Annotated in this window: 22 protein-coding genes; 8 read left to right on the top strand and 14 right to left on the bottom strand. The window is 70.6% G+C overall.

The window, feature by feature from the left end:
* Positions 1–54 precede the first annotated feature (54 nt).
* The 3 genes from STRAU_RS11185 (at position 55) to STRAU_RS11175 (ending at position 2,688) form a co-directional block, all read left to right on the top strand.
* On the top strand, positions 55–1,086 hold the full coding sequence (locus STRAU_RS11185) for a saccharopine dehydrogenase family protein (protein WP_016640402.1): 1,032 nt from the start codon (positions 55–57) through the stop codon (positions 1,084–1,086).
* Between the two features lie 53 nt (positions 1,087–1,139).
* Positions 1,140–1,517, top strand: a complete 378-nt coding sequence (locus tag STRAU_RS11180) for a hypothetical protein (protein WP_016640401.1) — start codon at positions 1,140–1,142, stop codon at positions 1,515–1,517.
* Positions 1,518–1,650: 133 nt separating this feature from the next.
* A complete protein-coding gene (locus STRAU_RS11175) occupies positions 1,651–2,688 on the top strand; it encodes a GNAT family N-acetyltransferase (RefSeq protein WP_016640400.1) in 1,038 nt (345 codons plus the stop codon).
* Positions 2,689–2,701: 13 nt separating this feature from the next.
* Here STRAU_RS11175 and STRAU_RS11170 read toward each other — a convergent pair whose 3' ends face one another.
* Positions 2,702–3,082 carry a winged helix-turn-helix transcriptional regulator gene (locus tag STRAU_RS11170; RefSeq protein ID WP_016640399.1) on the bottom strand — a complete coding sequence of 127 codons (381 nt, stop codon included), beginning with the start codon at positions 3,080–3,082 and terminating at the stop codon, positions 2,702–2,704.
* 144 nt (positions 3,083–3,226) lie between these two features.
* Between STRAU_RS11170 and STRAU_RS11165 the strand changes: the two genes are divergently transcribed.
* Positions 3,227–3,634, top strand: coding sequence for a RidA family protein (locus STRAU_RS11165; protein WP_016640398.1), 408 nt, complete (start codon positions 3,227–3,229; stop codon positions 3,632–3,634).
* Positions 3,635–3,699: 65 nt separating this feature from the next.
* On the opposite strand, the gene STRAU_RS11160 is transcribed toward STRAU_RS11165, so the two are convergent.
* Positions 3,700–4,236 carry a dihydrofolate reductase family protein gene (locus STRAU_RS11160; protein WP_016640397.1) on the bottom strand — a complete coding sequence of 179 codons (537 nt, stop codon included), beginning with the start codon at positions 4,234–4,236 and terminating at the stop codon, positions 3,700–3,702.
* A 107-nt stretch (positions 4,237–4,343) separates the two neighbouring features.
* Entirely contained in the window at positions 4,344–5,270 is a 927-nt protein-coding gene (locus STRAU_RS11155; protein WP_016640396.1) for a glutaminase, read from the bottom strand.
* Between the two features lie 242 nt (positions 5,271–5,512).
* On the opposite strand from STRAU_RS11155, the gene aac(3) reads away from it, so the two are divergent.
* On the top strand, positions 5,513–6,361 hold the full coding sequence (aac(3), locus tag STRAU_RS11150; RefSeq protein WP_016640395.1) for an aminoglycoside 3-N-acetyltransferase: 849 nt from the start codon (positions 5,513–5,515) through the stop codon (positions 6,359–6,361).
* Positions 6,362–6,384: 23 nt separating this feature from the next.
* On the opposite strand, the gene STRAU_RS11145 is transcribed toward aac(3), so the two are convergent.
* From STRAU_RS11145 to STRAU_RS11100, 10 genes are all read right to left on the bottom strand, one after another.
* Positions 6,385–6,585, bottom strand: coding sequence for a hypothetical protein (locus STRAU_RS11145; RefSeq protein WP_016640394.1), 201 nt, complete (start codon positions 6,583–6,585; stop codon positions 6,385–6,387).
* The gene (locus STRAU_RS11140; RefSeq protein WP_016640393.1) at positions 6,585–7,691 is read right to left on the bottom strand and encodes a hypothetical protein; all 1,107 of its coding nucleotides are present in this window, start codon (positions 7,689–7,691) and stop codon (positions 6,585–6,587) included. The genes STRAU_RS11145 and STRAU_RS11140 overlap by 1 nt, the downstream gene beginning before the upstream one ends.
* A 4-nt stretch (positions 7,692–7,695) precedes the next feature.
* A complete protein-coding gene (locus STRAU_RS11135; RefSeq protein ID WP_016640392.1) occupies positions 7,696–8,742 on the bottom strand; it encodes a hypothetical protein in 1,047 nt (348 codons plus the stop codon).
* Positions 8,743–8,770: 28 nt separating this feature from the next.
* Positions 8,771–9,718, bottom strand: coding sequence for a phage distal tail protein (locus tag STRAU_RS11130; RefSeq protein WP_259299882.1), 948 nt, complete (start codon positions 9,716–9,718; stop codon positions 8,771–8,773).
* A 9-nt stretch (positions 9,719–9,727) separates the two neighbouring features.
* Positions 9,728–10,903, bottom strand: a complete 1,176-nt coding sequence (locus STRAU_RS11125; protein ID WP_016640390.1) for a phage tail family protein — start codon at positions 10,901–10,903, stop codon at positions 9,728–9,730.
* 42 nt (positions 10,904–10,945) lie between these two features.
* Entirely contained in the window at positions 10,946–11,599 is a 654-nt protein-coding gene (locus tag STRAU_RS11120; protein WP_016640389.1) for a hypothetical protein, read from the bottom strand.
* A gap of 21 nt (positions 11,600–11,620) precedes the next feature.
* A complete protein-coding gene (locus STRAU_RS11115; RefSeq protein WP_016640388.1) occupies positions 11,621–11,998 on the bottom strand; it encodes a hypothetical protein in 378 nt (125 codons plus the stop codon).
* An 8-nt stretch (positions 11,999–12,006) separates the two neighbouring features.
* Entirely contained in the window at positions 12,007–12,309 is a 303-nt protein-coding gene (locus tag STRAU_RS11110) for a hypothetical protein (RefSeq protein WP_016640387.1), read from the bottom strand.
* Between the two features lie 33 nt (positions 12,310–12,342).
* Positions 12,343–12,915 (bottom strand): phage tail tube protein, encoded by a 573-nt coding sequence (locus tag STRAU_RS11105; RefSeq protein WP_016640386.1) that lies wholly within the window; start codon positions 12,913–12,915, stop codon positions 12,343–12,345.
* 62 nt (positions 12,916–12,977) lie between these two features.
* On the bottom strand, positions 12,978–13,385 hold the full coding sequence (locus tag STRAU_RS11100; RefSeq protein WP_037658650.1) for a hypothetical protein: 408 nt from the start codon (positions 13,383–13,385) through the stop codon (positions 12,978–12,980).
* A 256-nt stretch (positions 13,386–13,641) separates the two neighbouring features.
* Between STRAU_RS11100 and STRAU_RS11095 the strand changes: the two genes are divergently transcribed.
* Together STRAU_RS11095 and STRAU_RS11090 are read left to right on the top strand one after the other, a co-directional pair.
* Positions 13,642–14,700, top strand: coding sequence for a glycoside hydrolase family 5 protein (locus STRAU_RS11095; RefSeq protein ID WP_016640384.1), 1,059 nt, complete (start codon positions 13,642–13,644; stop codon positions 14,698–14,700).
* A gap of 96 nt (positions 14,701–14,796) precedes the next feature.
* Positions 14,797–15,051: an EF-hand domain-containing protein gene (locus STRAU_RS11090; RefSeq protein ID WP_016640383.1), complete on the top strand. Its 255-nt coding sequence runs from the start codon at positions 14,797–14,799 to the stop codon at positions 15,049–15,051.
* 84 nt (positions 15,052–15,135) lie between these two features.
* On the opposite strand, the gene katG is transcribed toward STRAU_RS11090, so the two are convergent.
* On the bottom strand, positions 15,136–17,361 hold the full coding sequence (katG, locus tag STRAU_RS11085; protein ID WP_016640382.1) for a catalase/peroxidase HPI: 2,226 nt from the start codon (positions 17,359–17,361) through the stop codon (positions 15,136–15,138).
* Between the two features lie 330 nt (positions 17,362–17,691).
* Here katG and STRAU_RS11080 point away from each other — a divergent pair, with 330 nt between their 5' ends.
* Positions 17,692–18,102: a Fur family transcriptional regulator gene (locus STRAU_RS11080; protein WP_016640381.1), complete on the top strand. Its 411-nt coding sequence runs from the start codon at positions 17,692–17,694 to the stop codon at positions 18,100–18,102.
* Positions 18,103–18,338 lie beyond the last annotated feature (236 nt).

Here is an 18,338-nt window from a genome sequence, read left to right as displayed (position 1 = left end):
TCAGTTGATCGGCGGGTCAGCGGCAGCGGGCCGTTGCGAGAGCGGGGAGACGTCATGGGATCGGGACACAAGGTGCTGGTGTTCGGCGCGTACGGGCACACCGGGCGGTTCGTGGTGGCACACCTGCGGGACCGCGGGTTCGTCCCGGTTCTCGCCGGCCGCGACCCCGACAAGTTGGCCGCGCTCGCGGCGTCCGTGCCCGGAGCGGAGTCCCGGGTGGCGTCGGCCGCCGACGCGAACTCGCTCGACCACGCCCTGGCCGGTACGGCGGCCGTCATCAACTGCGCCGGGCCCTTCGCCACGACCGCCGCCCCCGTGATCGAGGCGGCGCTGCGCGCCGGGATCCCGTACGTGGACGTGGCCGCCGAGATCGAGGCCAACGCCGACACGTTCACGCACTTCGCGGACCGCGCCCGCGCCGCGGGGGCGGTGATCGTGCCCGCGATGGCCTTCTACGGCGGCCTCGGTGATCTGCTGGTCACCGCCGCTGCCGGCGACTGGACGAAGGCCGACGAGGCGCACATCGCGTACGGCCTGAGCCATTGGCACCCCACCGCGGGCACCCGCGCCGCGGGCAAGGTCTCCCAGGAACGCCGCAACGGCCGACGCCTCCGCTACACCAGCGGCCGCCTCGACCACCACGACGACGAACTGCCCGTCCTTGACTGGCACTTCCCCGAGCCGCTGGGCACCCGCTCCGTCATCGGGGACTTCACCATGGCCGACGTCGTCACCGTCCCCAGCCACCTGGCCGTCCCCGAGGTGCGCACCTACATGACCGTCGAGGCGGCCAGGGAGGTCTCCGCCCCGGACACGCCGACGCCGGCCGCCGTCGACGAGCGCGGCAGGTCGGACCAGAGCTTCGTCGTCGACGTCGTGGTGCGCGCCGGCGGCGAGGAACGGCGGGCCGTGGCCAGGGGCCAGGACATCTACGCGGTCACCGCGCCGCTCGCGGTGGAAGCGGTGCACCGCGTCCTCACCGGCCGGACCAGGACCGTCGGCGTCGCCTCCGCCGGCGAACTCTTCGACGCACCCGGCTTTCTCCGCGCGCTGTCCCCGTACCTCTCCGTCGAACTGCCCCACTAGTGCTGCTCGCCGGTGCGGCGACCGTCCCGCGAAGCGACTGGTATTACTGGTGCATGCATGAAGAGACCGCGCGGTCCGCGATCGACACATTCATCTCCGCCTTCAACGCCTCGGACGACAGCTATGTGACGCAGCTGCTCTCCCAGGCCCTGACCTCGGACGTGGTCTTCTGGGGGCCGTTGGGCCGCAGTGAGGGGATCGAGGCGGTCGAGCGGTTCGTGCTGGACATCCGGCGCCATCCGGCGGGGACCGGCACGATGGTGCGCTGCTCGGCCGTGGACATGCCGGACGAGTGGGCCCGCTACCAGTGGGTCTTCACCACGCCGGACGGAGGCCCCCGCCTGGCGGGCACCGACGTCGTCCATCTGCGGCGGAGCCTCATCGACCAGGTCATCGTCTTCGCCGGGGAGATCCAGCCGTCCACCGCCTGAGTCGCCCTTCCGCGGCCGCGTGACGTACCGCTCATCCCTGCCTTCTCCACCCGTCGGCGGCCGGTGGCCGATTGGCGGGTCTCCGCTCGGGGCGAGATCATCGAGCTGGTACGACCCGGCAGAGGGAGGCGACATGGCGGGACCGGAGAGCCTGGAGGCCCGGCCCCTGAGCAAGGACTGCGTCCCTGCCTGGCTGGAACTGCACCAGGCGGTCGAGCGCGTCGACCGGACCGGCGACCACGTCGACGCCGAGGAACTCGCCGAGGCGCTGTCCGACCCCAAACTGGACCCGGAGCAGGACAGCCTGGGGCTGTGGGACGGCCGGCGCCTGGTCGCCCATGCCGTGGTCTACACACCGCACGGCGCGGTCGACGCGGCCCGTTTCCAGGGCGATGCCGCGGTGCTCCCCGACTGGCGGCGGCGCGGCATCGGGACCCGGCTCGTGACCTGGATGCAGGCACGGGCCGAGGCCCTGCACGCGGCGGACCCTGAGCTGTCCGCCCTGCCGGGCGAGCTGCTGCTCGACGGGAAGGCCGGGGACGAGGGCCTGCTGAAGCTGACCGAGCGGTGCGGCTTCACGGCGTGCCGCTGGTGGTTCGACATGAAGCAGCCGCTGGACGGCGACCGGCCCGAGCCCCGCCCCGCTCCCGAGGGCACCCGTCTCGTCCCCTTCGACGAGGCGTACGACGAGGCCACCCGCCTCGCCCACAACGACGCGTTCCGCGACCACTGGAACTTCACCGCGTTCGACAGCACGGACTGGCGCACCTGGGTCACCGGCGCCGCGTCGTTCCGGCCCGCGATGTCGCGGCTGCTGCTGGCCGACGACGAGGCGGAGGGCGACGAGGCGGTGGGCGGCGAGGTGGTGCGCGACGAGGTGGCGGCGTACCTCCTGGCGGAGGAGAGCGCGGCGGAGACCGCCGCGACGGGCAGCAGGGACTGCCATGTGGGCTTTCTCGGTACGCGGCGGGGCTTCCGCGGCCGGGGAGCGGCGCCGGCGCTGCTCACCGACGTGCTGCGCACGGCACGCGAGGCCGGGTACGACACGGTGTCGCTGACCGTGGACACGGTCAACCCGTCCGGTGCGCTGGGCTTCTACGAGCAGTCGGGGTTCACGGTGGACCGCGAGTCCGTCACCTACACGCGGCCTCTGGGCGCGTCCCGGGGCTGAGGGGCGCACCCCTTCAGGCGTCGAAGCGGTGGCGGGATGCCTCGATGTCTCCCAGGTACTGGTGGGTCCAGTCGCACATGCCGCCGACCGTCTCGCGCAGGGCCCGGCCCGGCACGGTGAGGGCGTACTCGACCCGCGGCGGCACCGTGGGGTGCACGGTCCGGTCGACCAGGCCGTTGCGCTCCAGCATGCGCAGGTTCTGGGTGAGCATCTTGTGGCTGATGCCCTCGATCTCGTTCCGCACCTCGCCGAAGCGCAGGGTGCGTTCCCCCAGGGCCTCGATGATCAGGAGCGCCCACTTGTTGGCGACCTCCGAGAAGATCTCCCGCGCCAACGAGTCCGCGCGCGTCAGATCCGCTTCGTCGGGCAGGCCCTCGTACTTCTTGGTCACCATCAGGTTCCCCAGTCACCGAAAAGTGCGTTCTTCCATGTCAGCGGCCACTCTCCTACGGTTCCCGAGTAACCACAAGAGACCGCCGGGCCACTCGGCCCCGGGGGCAGCGAGCCCGCCGGCTCGCGGGACGAGGAGGCGCGCAGCATGGCCATCACCCTGGTGAACCCCGGTGGACTGCCGGAGATCGACGCCTACCGGCAGGTGTCGATCGCGACGGGGACGAAACAGGTCTTCATCGCCGGGCAGGTCGCCTGGGACGCCGACGGGGTCACCGTCGGCGAAGGCGACCTCGCCGCTCAGGTCGAGCAGTGCTACCTGAACATCGGCACGGCCCTGGCCCACGTCGGCGCTTCCTTCCACGACGTGGCGAAACTGACCGTCTACGTCGTCGACTGGACCCCGGACCAGATGCCCCTGCTGCTGGAGGGCATCACGCGGGCGGCCACGAAGCTGGGGGTCACGCCGGTACCACCGGGCACGCTGCTGGGCGTCGCGGCACTGGACGTACCCGAGCACCTGGTCGAGATCGAGGCCACGGCCGTCATGGACTGAGCGAGAGTGGGGAACTTGCCCCACGGGACGGGGCCGTGACAGCAGGCTGGTAGTTGCGAGCGTGCCTACTTGCGTACGTGGAAGCGCAGCATGGTGACCCCGCCCGACTGGACGTTGCTGAACGGCTCCAGGTCGATCCGGTCGAGGCCCGGCGGCGCGAAGCGGACGCCGTCGCCGAGCAGCACCGGCAGCACGTACACCAGGATCTCGTCGACGAGGCCGCGCCGCAGGCACTGGGCGGCCACGTCGGCGCCGAGGATCTCCAGGTTCTTGGCGCCGGCGGCGCGGCGTGCCGTGGCCACGGCTTCCTCGATGTCGCAGGTGAGGAAGGTGACGTTGGGGTCCGGCTCGTCGGGCGGGCGGTGGGTGAGGACGAACTGCGCCCCGCCGTCGTAGTCGGTGTTCTCGTCGGACATGCGCTTGCCGACCTCGTACGTGCCCCGGCCGATGAGCATGGCGCCCGTGGCCGCCATGACTTCAGGGAACGTCGCCGACGTGATGTGCTCGAAGATCCAGTCCATTGTGTGGCCGGGACCGGCGATGAACCCGTCGAGGGACATCGCCCTGTTCACGACCACTTTGCCGGTGCTCGCATCCGTCATGCGTCTTCTCCAAGCAGGTGGAGGGCCGGGATCGCATCATAGGTCGGTGAGCGACATCTTCTCCGGCGGTAGCCACGGTCTTACGGGCATGTCGAGCTCTTGAGCCGTCAGAACACGGAGAGCCCGGTCAGCGTGGTGAAGCGGTCCAGGGCGGCGACGCCCGCCACCGAGTTGCCGCGCTGGTCGAGTCCCGGGCTCCACACGCACAGGGTGCAGCGGCCGGGTACGACCGCGATGATGCCGCCGCCGACGCCGCTCTTGCCGGGCAGGCCCACGCGGTAGGCGAAGTCGCCCGCGGCGTCGTAGGTGCCGCAGGTCAGCATGACCGCGTTGACCTGCTTGGCCTGGCTGCGAGTGAGCAGGGTGGAGCCGTCGGCGCGTATGCCGTGGCGGGCGAGGAACCCGGCGGCCAGGGCGAGATCGGCGCAGGACGCCTCGATCGAGCACTGGCGGAAGTACTGGTCCAGGAGCGCGGGCACCGGGTTGGCGATGTTGCCGTACGACGCCATGAAGTGGGCCAGCGCGGCGTTGCGGTCGCCGTGCGCGGTCTCGGAGTCGGCGACGTCCTCGTCGAACGTCAGCCGGTGGTTGCCGGATTCGGCGCGCAGGAAGTCGCGCAGCGTGCCCGCGGCGTCGCCGGTCAGGGTCTGCAGGCGGTCGGTGACGACGAGGGCGCCCGCGTTGATGAACGGGTTGCGGGGGATGCCGTTCTCGTACTCCAACTGCACCAGGGAGTTGAACGGGTTGCCCGACGGCTCCCGCCCCACGTGCTCCCACAGCAGCTCGCCCTCCAGGGAGAGGTCGAGGGCGAGGGTGAAGACCTTGGTGATGGACTGGGTCGAGAAGGGCTGCTGCCAGTCCCCGACGCCGTACACCGTGCCGTCGAGATCGGCGACGGCCATCCCGAAGCGCCGGGGGTCGGCCGAGGCGAGCGCCGGGATGTAGTCGGCGGGCCGGCCACGGCCGGGCAGGCCCTGGACCTCGTCGGCGATACGGTCCAGAACGGGCTGGAGAGACTTCAGGGACGCGGGCACGGGAACTTGCTCCGGTTTCGTACGGTTTATGCGGTGAGGCGTCCGCAGTACTCTACGGCAGCGTGGGCAGGCCGTATTTCCCTGGTGGCGTGGGACGGCGTGGCCGTAGCCTGCGTCCGCAATCTCGCCCTCGAGGTGCGGAACTTCCTGAGGAGCGAGTTGCTCGGCCTGTAGAGCAGGACCGGATGAGACGCAGCAAAAGCAGATGTCGTCGCCCGCGTCGGCCGGATACGTTCGCCCTCATGGATGAGCTCGCTCTTCTCAAGCGTTCCGACGGTCCGGTGACCCGTCGCCGCATCGCCGGTGATGTGGCCGCGCTCGGCGTGGCCGACGGTGACGTGGTGATGTTCCATACGCAGATGTCCGCCCTCGGGTACGTGGCCGGCGGCCCCCAGACGCTGATCGGTGCGCTGCTCGACGTCGTGGGAGACCAGGGCACCCTGATGGTGACCTGCGGCTGGAACGACGCCCCGCCCTACGACTTCACCGACTGGCCGAGGGACTGGCAGGACGCCCTCCGCGAGGAACACCCCGCGTTCGACCCCCTCCTCAGCGAGGCCGACCACGCCTACGGCCGGCTCCCGGAGGCGCTGCGCCGGTGGCCGGGCGCCGTCCGCAGCCGCCACCCCGACGCCTGTTTCGCGGCACTCGGAGCCCAGGCGGCATCGTTGATGGCGGACCACCCCTGGGACGACCCGCACGGCCCCGACAGTCCGCTGGCCAGGCTCGTCGACAGCGGCGGCCGGGTGCTCCTGCTCGGCGCCCCCCTGGACTCCCTGACGTTGCTGCACCACGCGGAGGCACTGGCCGAAGCCCCCGGCAAGCGATACGTGGACTATGAGCAGCCGATCACCGTGGACGGGCAGCGGGTCTGGCGCCGCTTCCACGACATCGACTCGCAGGACGGCGCCTTCGACTACTCCTCCGTGGTGCCGGAGGGACAGTGGCCCTTCGAAGCCATCGGCCGCGACATGGTCGCTGCCGGAATCGGCAGGAAGGGCTTGGTCGGCGCGGCGGAATGCCACTTGTTCGAGGCCGCGGACGTCGTCAGCTTCGGCGTCGCCTGGATCGAGGCGAAACTGGGGAGTTGACCGGGATCGCGGCCGGTCGGCCGTCAGCCACCCCCGCCGCCCGCTCCCTTCTCGTCGCCCTGCGAGTCGCTCTCGCTCCCCGCATCCCCCTCGGCCCGCACGGCTGCCGCCCCCGCCGCACTCGCGTGTGCCGCCGCCCGCGTGTTGACGTAGGTCGTGAGCTGGCGTACCTGCCGTTCCAGGGACTTGATGCGGTCCACGATGTCCTCGGGGAGATTGGGCATCAGTCGGCCTCCAGGGCTTCTGGGCCTGCCAGGGCTTCGAGGAAGAGTTCCGCGGTCTCGGCGCGGCCCCGCTCGGGGGCCGTGACCTTCACACCGATCACGCGGTACGACGCGTCGAGACCCGGGTCGAACCACACGTCGTGGATCCGCAGGCGCACGGTCGTGCCGAGGAGCGAAGGCGTGGTGTCCGCGTCGAGGCGGATGCGGATGGCGGGGATCACGACCGGCCCGCTGAGCGCGGCGAGTTCGGCGCGGGCGAGGGCGTCGAGGGCCGCCTTGTCGTTGACGTTGCTGTGGTCGGACGTGGTGTCGAGGCGGGGGAACCCGGCGTCGATGAGGGCCTGCGCGACGTGCTCGTCCGAAATGACCGGACGCTGCGCACCCTCGGGGGTGCCGCCACGGGCGCGCGCGGTCGTGCCGCCGCGCGTGGCGTCCCGGGGGAAGGAGTACGTGAGGATGTCGCCCGGCAGGTCCAGGACCGTGGTGCCCTCACCGATCCGGATGCGCGGCGCGCCGAACAGGAGCCGCTTGGCGCGCTGTCCGGTCGCCGGGTCGCGGTACACGCTCACGAGATACTCGAACCCGGGCTCCATGGCGGCCAGTTGAGAGATGGCCTCCTCCACCAGCGTCTCGTCGCCGTCCTGGTACGTGACGGTGCGCCGCGTGCCCGGGGGAGCGGGGGCGTAGCCGACGCCGATGCCGCCGTCCGCCGTCTGCATGTGCTCCCACAGGCCGCGCACGATGGCGAGGTCGTCGGTGTCGGTGTACGTGAGGGTCCGGCGGATGTGGCGGCGGCCCGCGTACGAGTCGAAGGTGGCCGCCTGCAGCGCGACGGTGACCAGGCCCTGCTCGTCCATGGCCGGGGTGAGCGTCCACACGATGCCGCCCCAGCACACCTGGTCGCCGCGTTCCAGATAGACGGCGGTACGGCCCTCCACGATCTCCCTGACCCGCTGGGCCATGCGCCGGTTGGGCACCGGCAGCGTGGCGGTCAGCGAGCCCGGTTTGCCGATGTAGTCGTCGAACTCCAGACCTTGCAGGGGCAGTACGTCGATGGGGGTGTTGGTGCGCAGGTCGGCGAAGAGCGCGCGGTAGGGGCTGTCCATCGGGTCAGACGACCGGGTCGACGCGTACGAAACGGTTGTCGAACAGGGCCTCGTTGCCGGCGGTGCCCGACCGGAAGGCGGCGATGGCGGTGTAGGAGACGCCCGGCGTGAGCTGGCCGAGCGGGAAGTTGGTGTACGTCGAGGAGGCGCCGGGGCCGTTGTGGTACGCGGCGCGGTCGTCGTGGGCGGCGATCAGAGGAGTGCCGCCCGTCGCGGGACGCACGTTCACCGACATGAAGGCTTCCTTGCCGCCGTCGCCCCACATCTGCGCGCCGATGGCGATGTGCACCCAGCCCGACGCGGGTGCGACGAAGGTGAGGCCGAAGGGGTTGCTGCCGACTTCGAGGAGGGTCTCGGTGTAGGCCGTGGACGTGGTCTTCCCGCGGTCGGCGTTGTGCTTGAGCATGGCGTTGGGGGTGTACAGCATCCACCGGCTGCCGTCCCAGCGCTCGAGACGTCCGTTGACGTCGCGGTACTCGCCGACATGGCTGCCCCGCGCGTTGAAGCCGCCCGCGGCGGGCAGGATGCCGCCGAGCGCGGCGGTGTAGCGGCGCCGGTCCGCGACCGCCGCCGCCCAGGTGATGCCCCGCGCCGCGGAGGCGCCCGCCGGCACCGACACCTCGTACAGCAGCTCGGCGTTCTTGGGCAGCGCGGGCGGCACCGGCGCGCTCGCGGGCGTGCCCTGGACGATCTCCAGGACGGCCTCGTAGCGGCCCGACGCGTCGTAGTCCGCGTCGTACACCCGCACCACGAGCGCGTCGACGCGCGGCAGCGTGGCGTGCCCGTCGGCGAACGTGAGCTGCGTGTCGGCGTCCACGGTGACCGGATAGCCGCCCTGGGCCGCGGCGGAGGTGCCGGGCACCCACAGCCGCCCCGGGGACAGCCGGGCCTGCATGCTGGTGGCCGCCGTGCCGGTGAGCTGCAGGCCGCCGACGGCGCAGCCGCCCCGGGCGGTCAGGGGCCCGGAGGAGGACATTCCGAGGCTCACGGCGAGCCGCGTGTCCTCCCGGGTCTGCCCGGTGGGCAGATGCCATGCGGAACGTATCGTCATGGAACACTCCAAGGTCTCAGATCGGGCCTCACCATTCGGCCGAGCGCCAGGCGACCGTGGCCGACGCCAGCTCCACGTCGCCGGACTCGGCCCTGAAGGACAGCCGGGACGCGCCGGGGGCGAGGGTGAACAGCTCTTCGGGGACGCTGCCCACGGTCGCGGTGTGGCGGCGTGAGGCGGTCCCGTTGAACAGGACCGTCCCCTCGGCGGTGTCGACCTCCAGCACGTCGCCCTGGGAGAGCGGGATGTCGTACTCCAGCCAGGTGCCGGTGCTCTGGTTGGCCAGGCGGGGCGTGGTGCACGGCCCGGTGAAGGTGATCAGGGGATGGGCGGGGGCGCTGCCCGCGTTCTCCACCGTCACGTCGCCGCTCGCCCCCGGCGTGCCCCAGTCCAGCGGCCATGTCAGCGGCCACGCCAGCCCCGGCTCGCGGCGCGGCAGCCCGGCCGTGACGCGGCGCGTGAAGCTCTCGTAGCGCCGCGGGTCCATGGCCTTCCACTGCAGGGTCGCCTTGGCGAGGCGGCTCGCGAGGAACTGCCGGTCGGTGGGCACCACGCGCTGCACGATGCGCGCCTTGACGGCCAGCGTCTCGCCGTAGAGCCGTACCGCGAGCCACTCCTCCTCGTCGCGCACGGCGGTGGCGGCGCGCAGCTCCCGCAGGGCGGCGAGGGCCGCCTCGGGCCCGCCGTCCGGGTCGGGCGCGAACCACACCTGCGCGGTGACCGCCCGAGGCTGCGCCCACTGCGTGCCGGGCCAGCCGCCGTGTCCCGCCGGGCGGTTGGCGTCGGAGGACTCCAGGCCCGGCAGCTCCTCCCAGCCGGTGAGCCCCTCGGCGGCGACCCAGTACGCGGTCCCCGGGCCGATCAGCAGCTCCGCCCACTGCACCTGCCCGTCCACGGTGATCAGCGCGCCGGGCTCACCGGCTGTCGCGCCCGCGGTCCCGGGTGCTCCACGGCCGTACGTCATGCCCCTGGTCATCCGCTCACCTCACCCCCTGGCCTTCATCAGGAACATCAGCTCCTCGGCGGTCTGCCGGGCGCTGCCGCCCCGCGCCTCGTAGTAGTTCTCGATCACCACAGGGCCGCTGTTGCCCCGCGGCCTCGGGGCCAGGGCGCCGGCCGCCCCCACCCCCGGCCGCATCCCGCGGGCCAGCAGCGCCTCCAGCCTGTTCAGCGGCAGCACCGCCTCGGCCTGCCCCGCCTCGCCGAGCAGGGCGAGCGTCCCGCCGGCGCGCGGCAGCACCACGCCGCCCTGCGCCAGGGTGGGAATGGTCGGCAGGTTGACGCCGAAGCTCTGGCCGCCGAACTTCGGCACCCACTTCGGGATGGTCACCTTCACCGTGTTCAGCGCCCGGATCGCGGAGTTGACCAGACCGATCACCGCGTTGATGGGCCCCTTCACGGCCCCGAGCACACTGTTGAAGACCCCCTTGGTGAACCCCGCGAGGCCGTTCCACGCCCGGTGCAGGCCGTCGCGCACGGCGCGGAACGCGGCCGGGATCCGCTCCCGGAGGAAGTTCAGGGCCGGTCTGATCACGGCCAGGACGGCGCCGATGACGGTCGTGATGATGGTCTTGTAGATGGTGAAGTAGGTCTTGACGACGGTCCAGATCACCTTGAGGACGACCTGGAAGGCGACCTTGATGGCGTTCCAGGTCGTCTGCACGACCTGCCGGGCCACCCGCATCGTCGTACCGATCACCTGCCCGATGATCCGGAACGCCGTCTGCACGATGCGCCGCACCGTCTTGGACTGCATCGCCATGTCGACGAGCTTGGTGATCAGCGGAAGGAGCAGCGCCATGACGGCCCCGAAGATGTTCGCCTTCATGGCCGTGTTCAGCCCGCGCTGCGCGGTGGTGACCCCTTGCAGCCCCGTCTTCATCCGCCCCATCAGGCCGCCGCCACGCCCGGCCGACTTCCCGGCGCCGTCCATGGCCCGGTCCGCCTGCCGCACACTGCGGGCGGCGGCGTCCGCCTGCGTCTTGACCCCGCGGAGGGAGCCGGCCGTGCGGTCGAGGCCGCCCTTGATCCGGGTGACGGCCCGGTCCGCCTGCTGCACGGTCGCCCGCAGCCTGCCGACGCCGGAGTCGGCCTGCCCGGCGTTCGTCCGCAGGCCGCGGAAGCCGGTGGCGGAGCGGTTGAGCGCTTGCACGAGTGACATGGCTGCCTCCTTTCGGTGTGTGACGGCTCCTGACGGGCGGCGTCAGCCCAGGGACCGCTCGAGCCCGCGCACCCGGTTCTCCAAGTCGCGGATGGCCCGGGCGGCTTGTTCGATGTTGCGCTGGTCCACCCGCTGGGGTGCCTGAGGCCCGCGCCCGGGGGGACGGGGGGCGGTCCGCTGCCGCCGCAGCGCGGCCTCGGCCTTGCGCACGCCGTCCCGGGCGGTGCGCAGCGCCCGCTCCGCGGTCGACTTGGCGGCGACGGCCGTTCTCCGGTCCTGCCGGGCCCTGACGGTGGTCTGGGTGAGTGATCTGCGCAGCAGTGCGGTGCGGTTCTTGAGGCCGTTGATCTGGCGGCTCACCTCCTGTTCCAGCGCGGTGATGGAGCGCCTGAGGTCTTCGGGCCGCATGCGTCCGGCGGCCAGTCGGTTCTCCTCCTGGCGCTGCTCCCGCTGCTCGCGCATCCGCTCCACGTCGAAGATGGCGCGCTCGGCGTTGAAGAGCTTGAGCCCGGCGGAGGCGCCGGTGATCTCCGCCTTGGCCCAGGTGGCCGACGCCTCGAGCCCCTTGACCGACCCGGTCAGCGCCGTGACCTCGGCCTTGAGCCCGTTGACCTCGGCGTTGACACCGGTCAGGGCGGTCTTGCCCCAGTCGTCCTCGTACTTGCCCAGCCACTTCGGTACGTCGGATTCGGACACGTTCCCTCCCCGGGATGTGGGTCAGCCGAAGAAGCGGGCCAGCTCGGACGGGCCCGGCCCGTCGTGGTGGTCGGCGGAACCGTCGGGATCCGCGCCCGGCCGCGGCACCGGCCGGGGCGGCTCCGGGGCCGGCTCGTCCTCGTCGCGGTTGACGGAGGCGAACATCCAGTTGGTGATGGCCAGATGGTCGACCACGGCGGCCAGCAGATGGTCGGTCAGCGACCACTGCGCCGCCTCGCCCTCCTGCGCGAGCCGGAACGCGCTGTCCCGCGGCAGCTGCCGGACGAGCACGGCGAGGCGCCGCGAGGACAGCTCGTCGCGGTACCAGTCGAGAAGGTCGACGCCGTAGTACCGCAGCAGGTCCGCCTCCAGCGCCTCGGCGTGCTCCTCCACGAGCACGCCGAGGCTCAGCCTTCCCCCACGCTCAGCCCCGTCGCCTCGCCGTAGGCGTTGAGGATCGCGGCCACGTCCTGAACGCTGAGGTCGTGTTCGCAGAGCCGCTTGTACTGCTCCTCGCCGAGCAGCAGGGCAAGCAGCCCGTCCAGGTCGTCGTCGCCCAGGGAGGTGAGCGTCTGGGCGGAGCGGCGCGGGATCTCGGTGGGCAGCGAGAACGACTCGCCGTCCACCTCGAACTCCCACTTCAGGCCCAGCGATTCGAGCCGCTGGGCGCGCGCGGCGTTGACGTCGAAAGGGCCAGACGTACCAGGCATGCGGCTCCTCGGTGTGCGGTCCGGTGGCTGCTGCTACTTCGCGAACGCGGGATCGTTCATGAGCCAGTTCGCCAGTGGCGCGTCGTTGTCCACCGCGAGCGCCGTGAACGTGACGCCGAGCTTGACCGACGCGGTGCGGGTGAGCTGGAGCTCCTCGGTCTCGGTGACCTGGCCGCGGGCGATGGTGAAGCGGTACTTGATCATGTTGCCGTCCGCGAACTCCACGCCGAGCATCCGCTCGTCCTTCTCGGGCTCGGCGGCCAGTTGGTACGAGTAGAGCTTGGAGCCCTCGGCGGTCTCCTTGACGTCGCCGCCGCCGAAGAAGAACGGCAGCGTGTCCTCGTTGAGCTGGAGCAGCGCGAACTTCACCGTGAGGTCGCGGTCGGAGTACACGAAGCGGGCCGGGCTGACCGACTGCCAGGTGTCCACCGGGTCGATCTTGTCCTTCTTGGTGAAGCGGATGCCGTCGGTGGTCGTGTAGCCCAAGTCCCGCCAGGCAGCTGACCAGTTGACGGTGACGTCGGCGGGCGGCTGGGTGCCGAGCGGGGCGGTGAGGATGCGTCCCGTGCCGGCGACGCGGATCTCGTTCGGGTTCATTCCGGGCATGCTGACTCCTCTTGGCTCCTTCGAGCTGCTTCAGGCGCGCCGGCCGGGCGTGCGGGCGCGCGTCAGGCCGGGCGGATCGAGAGCCGGGTGGTGGACAGATAGCGGCTCGCGGCCTGCCGGTTGTAGTCGGGCAGCCAGCGCGGTCCGTCCGCCTCGACGGCGTCGGTGACGTACGCGCTGCCGTACGTGGTGCCGCGCACGGTCAGCAGTGCCGTACGGGCGGCGGTGGCCACCGTGTGGGCCGCGGGCTTGTCGGGGCCGTAGACCTCCAGGTCGATCAGGGGGTGGTCGAGGTGCTGGTCGTCGACCCACGCGCCGCCCGCCCGGGACACCAGGACGGCCTTCTGGGTGCCGTCGAAGCCCGGGGGAGTGCGGTTGTCGACGATGACTCCGGCCAGCTCGGGACGGCTCTTGAGGTGGTCGACGACGAGGCGCTCGACGTCCGGGAACACGATGGGCGGATCACTCACGCGCACACTCCTTGCGTGGTCCGGAACGCTCATTGTGGGCGGTGGGTGAAGTGGGTGCAATGCGCTTGCAAGGAAACGGTGGTGACTGTGCATCGGAACGTGATGCTCCGTCAACTCCCGTGTGATGTGGGGCTGTTGGGGATGATCGGCATCCGGTTGCAAGGTACCGGTTGTCATGAACCTTGTGATCGACCCCGGCCGCTGCTATCTATCGGTTAGGAAAGGTTCCTAACCTTCAACGCCCTGGAGGCCCCCCATGAGACCAGCAGCAGCCGCCCTCGCCACCGCGCTCCTCGCAGCCCTCGTCTCCGCCGCCCCGTCCGCCACCGCCACCTCCGCGCGCTCCGCCCCCGCGAACCCCGCCGCCCCGCGCCCCGCCGCTGATTCCCCGGTCGCCGCCAACGGACAGCTCACCGTCTGCGGCACCAAGCTGTGCAACAAGAACGGCAAGGCCATCCAGCTGCGCGGCATGAGCAGCCACGGCACCCAGTGGTACGCGAACTGTCTGACCGACGGCTCGCTCGACGCCCTCTCCGGCGACTGGAAGGCCGATGTCCTGCGCGTCTCCACGTACGTACAGGAAGGGGGGTACGAGACCGATCCGCGCAAGTTCACCGATCTGGCCCACTCCCTGATCGAGAAGGCCACCGCACGCGGCATGTACGTGATCGTCGACTGGCACATGCTCGACCCGGGCGACCCACACGCCAACCTCGCGCGGGCGAAGACCTTCTTCACCGAGATCGCCCAGCGGCACAAAGGCAAGAACAACGTCCTGTACGAGATCGCCAACGAGCCCAGCGGCGTGAGCTGGAGCCGCATCAAGTCCTACGCCGAGCAGATCATCCCGGTGATCAGGAACATCGACGCCGACGCTCCCGTGCTGGTCGGCACCCGCGCCTGGTCGTCCTTCGGCGTCTCGGAGGGCGCGAGCGAGACCGAGGTGGTGAACAACCCGGTGAAGGCCGGGAACATCATGTACACCTTCCACTTCTACGCCTACTCGCACCGCGACGAGTACCTGAACACGCTGTCCCGCGCCGCCGGCAAACTCCCCGTGTTCGTCACGGAGTTCGGCACCCAGAACTACGCGGGCGAGGGCGCGAACGACTTCACCATGTCGCAGAAGTACCTGGACCTGATGGCCTCGAAGAAGATCAGCTGGGTGAACTGGAACTTCTCCGACGACGACCGCTCCGGGGCCGTCTTCAAGTCCGGCACCTGCGATGCGAACGGCCCCTGGGCGGGCACGGGCCCGCTCAAGCCGGCCGGTGCCTGGATACGGGAGCGGGTGCGCTCGGCGGACGACTTCTGAGCAGGTCGGGACGGAACCGGAACGGGGCGGACGTCGTTTGCGTCCTTGAGTGCGGCGGGGCGGCCCGCCTGCCTACGACAGGGACGAGGACGACGGATGAGTGAGAAGGCCCGGAAGCTGTTCGACGCGCTCGATCTCGACCACAACGGGACGCTGACCCGCGAAGAGGTGATCACCGCCTTGCGGACGAAGGGCCCGTCCCTGGCCGCCTCCGGTGATCTGCCGTTCTGGGCCGTCGGAGACGCGGAGGCGTCCTCGGCGCTCTTCGACGCCGCCGACCAGAACGGGGACGCGGTCCTCACGCTGGAGGAGTTCTCGGCGGTGGTGGACCGCCGGTTCGGCTGGAGCTGACGCCGGACGGGACATCGCCCGCAGGACCGGCAGGAACGGAGGTCGGGGCCGGTCGGCGCGCGCCGACCGGCCCTGACGTCACGATCAGACGAGGTCGAACCGGTCCAGGTGCATGACCTTGGCCCACGCCGCGGCGAAGTCGCGCACGAACTTCTCCTTCGCGTCGTCGCTCGCGTAGACCTCCGCGAGCGCGCGCAGCTCGGAGTTCGAGCCGAAGACCAGGTCGGCCCGGGTGCCGGTCCACTTCACCGCACCGGAGGCGTCACGGGCCTCGAACTCGTCCTGTGCCTCGGACGTCGACTTCCACGTCGTGCCCAGGTCGAGCAGGTTGACGAAGAAGTCGTTGGTCAGCGTGCCCGGCCTGTCGGTGAGGACGCCGTGCTTCGACTGGGCGTGGTTGGCGCCCAGGACGCGCAGGCCGCCGACGAGGACCGTCATCTCCGGCGCGCTCAGGGTGAGCAGGTTCGCCTTGTCGAGCAGCAGGTACTCGGCCGGCAGACGGTTGCCCTTGCCGACGTAGTTGCGGAACCCGTCGGCGGTCGGCTCGATCGCGGCGAACGACTCCACGTCCGTCTGCTCCTGCGCGGCGTCGACGCGGCCCGGCGTGAACGGCACCTCGACCGCGACGCCACCGTCCTTGGCCGCCTGCTCGACCGCCGCCGTACCGGCGAGCACGATCAGGTCGGCCAGCGAGACCCGCTTGTCGCTCGCGGAGTTGAAGGACTCCTGGATGCCCTCGAGCGCCCGCAGCACCTGGGCGAGCTGGGCCGGGTTGTTGACCTCCCAGCCGCGCTGGGGCTCCAGGCGGATGCGGGCGCCGTTGGCGCCGCCGCGCTTGTCGCTGCCGCGGAAGGACGAGGCCGCGGCCCAGGCGGTGGAGACGAGCTGCGCGATCGTGAGGTCCGAGCCGAGAATCTGCTCCTTGAGGGAGGCGATGTCCGCGGCGTCGATCAGCTCGCCCTCGCGCGCCGGCAGCGGGTCCTGCCACAGCAGTTGCTCGGAGGGGACCTCCGGGCCGAGGTAGCGGACGACCGGGCCCATGTCGCGGTGCGTCAGCTTGTACCAGGCGCGGGCGAAGGCGTCCGCGAACTCCTCCGGGTTCTCGTAGAAGCGCCGCGAGATGGGCTCGTAGATCGGGTCGAGCTTCAGCGAGAGGTCCGTGGTGAGCATCCTCGGGCGGTGCTTCTTCGACGGGTCGAACGCGTCGGGGACGATCTCCTCGGCGTTCTTCGCCACCCACTGGTGGGCGCCGGCCGGGCTCTTGGTGAGCTCGTACTCGTACTCGAAGAGGTTCTTGAAGAACCCGTTGCTCCACTGGGTCGGCGTGGTGGTCCAGATGACCTCGAGGCCACTGGTGATGGCGTCCTTGCCGACACCCGTGCCGTGCGTGCTCTTCCAGCCGAGGCCCTGCTGTTCCATCGGCGCGGCCTCGGGGTCGTCGCCGACGTTGTCCGCCGGTCCGGCGCCGTGGGTCTTGCCGAAGGTGTGGCCGCCGGCGATCAGCGCGACGGTCTCCTCGTCGTTCATCGCCATGCGGCGGAACGTCTCCCGGATGTCCCGGGCCGCGGCGATCGGGTCCGGGTTGCCGTTCGGGCCCTCGGGGTTGACGTAGATGAGGCCCATCTGGACGGCGCCGAGCGGGTTCTCCAGCTCGCGGTCGCCCGTGTAGCGCGCGTCGCCGAGCCACTCGGTCTCGGGACCCCAGTACACGTCCTCCTCGGGCTCCCACACGTCCTCGCGGCCGCCGGCGAAGCCGAAGGTCTTGAAGCCCATCGTCTCCAGGGCGACGTTACCGGTGAGGATCAGGAGGTCGGCCCAGGAGATGTTCTTGCCGTACTTCTTCTTGACCGGCCACAGCAGTCGGCGGGCCTTGTCCAGGCTCACGTTGTCCGGCCAGCTGTTGAGCGGCGCGAAGCGCTGCTGACCGGATCCGGCGCCGCCGCGGCCGTCACTGATGCGGTACGTACCGGCGCTGTGCCAGGCCATGCGGATCATCAGCGGGCCGTAGTTGCCGAAGTCGGCGGGCCACCAGTCCTGCGACGTGGTGAGCACCTCGGCGATGTCACGTTTGACGGCCGGCAGGTCGAGGGACTTGAACGCCTCGGCGTAGTCGAACTCCTCGCCCATGGGGTTGGCCACGGCGGGGTTCTTGGCGAGGATCTTCAGGTTGAGCCGCTCCGACCACCACTGGCGGTTGCCGCCGCCCTGCGTGGGGTGCGGGGCACGGGCACGGCCGTGCGGGACGACCGGGCAGCCCTCGGCGTCCTCGATCTTGGGGTCGGTGACGATTGCGTCCGGGTTCTCAGCCATGGAAATCCTTTCGAACGGGTCGAACTTGGCGGATCGTGATGCTCGGAGAACTGCGCGGTGGAGCGATCGGTGGAGCGGTCGGGGCGGGGCCCCGGTGGATGGCCATGGCCTTGTCGATCGACAGCCGTGTCGTCGAACATGGTCGGGCGGTCGAACACAGCAGGGCAGAGGTCGACGCCGAACCTGTCCGACCCTTGGTCATGGTCGGGGAACCGATCCTACGATGGACGGAGTCCAGGTCAAGAAGCTCAACTGATCCATATCCATTCGGATTCCGTACAGCTACCGGTAAGCTCTGCGTACTCCACCGAGCCTGAATAGGTGAACGATATGAGCGACCTGCTGGAGCGGCTGCGAGGACGCGGCTGGCGAGTCACCTCTCAGCGGCGTGTCGTCGCCGAGGTCCTCGACGGCGATCACGTGCACCTCACGGCCGACGAGGTGCACGCGCGTGCGGCGCACCTGCTGCCCGAGATCTCCCGGGCGACGGTCTACAACACGCTGGGCGAGATGGTGTCCCTCGGTGAGGTCATGGAGGTCTCCACCGACGGCCGCGCCAAGCGCTACGACCCCAACGCGCACCATCCGCACCAGCACTTGATCTGTTCCAACTGCGGCACCATCCGTGACGTCCACCCCAGCGGCAACCCCCTGGCCGACCTCCCGCAGGAGGAGCGCTTCGGCTTCACGGTGTCCGAGGTGGAGGTCACCTACCGCGGGCTGTGCCCCTCCTGCACCTAGCGTCACGCGCGCACCACCGCGTCGGCGGCGTGGTCGCCGGGGTCGCGCCCACCGGCACACAGCATGGCGAATGCGGCCCGATGAGCCGAAAGGCGGCGAGTGATTCCATGCTGCCCAAAAAAAGAACCCATCTTGTGATCCAAATCACGTATCGGCCCGTAAAGGATCATGGTTTCGCATGTCCACATGGCTGAATTTTTTGTGGCACGATGCCAACGGATTGCCCTTGGTTCTTG

It is taken from the genome of Streptomyces aurantiacus JA 4570 (genome assembly GCF_000414115.1).
Taxonomy (GTDB): Bacteria; Actinomycetota; Actinomycetes; order Streptomycetales; family Streptomycetaceae; genus Streptomyces; species Streptomyces aurantiacus_A.
The sequence above is the reverse complement of the archived record's forward strand: the minus strand, read 5'-3'. Positions and strand labels throughout refer to the sequence as shown.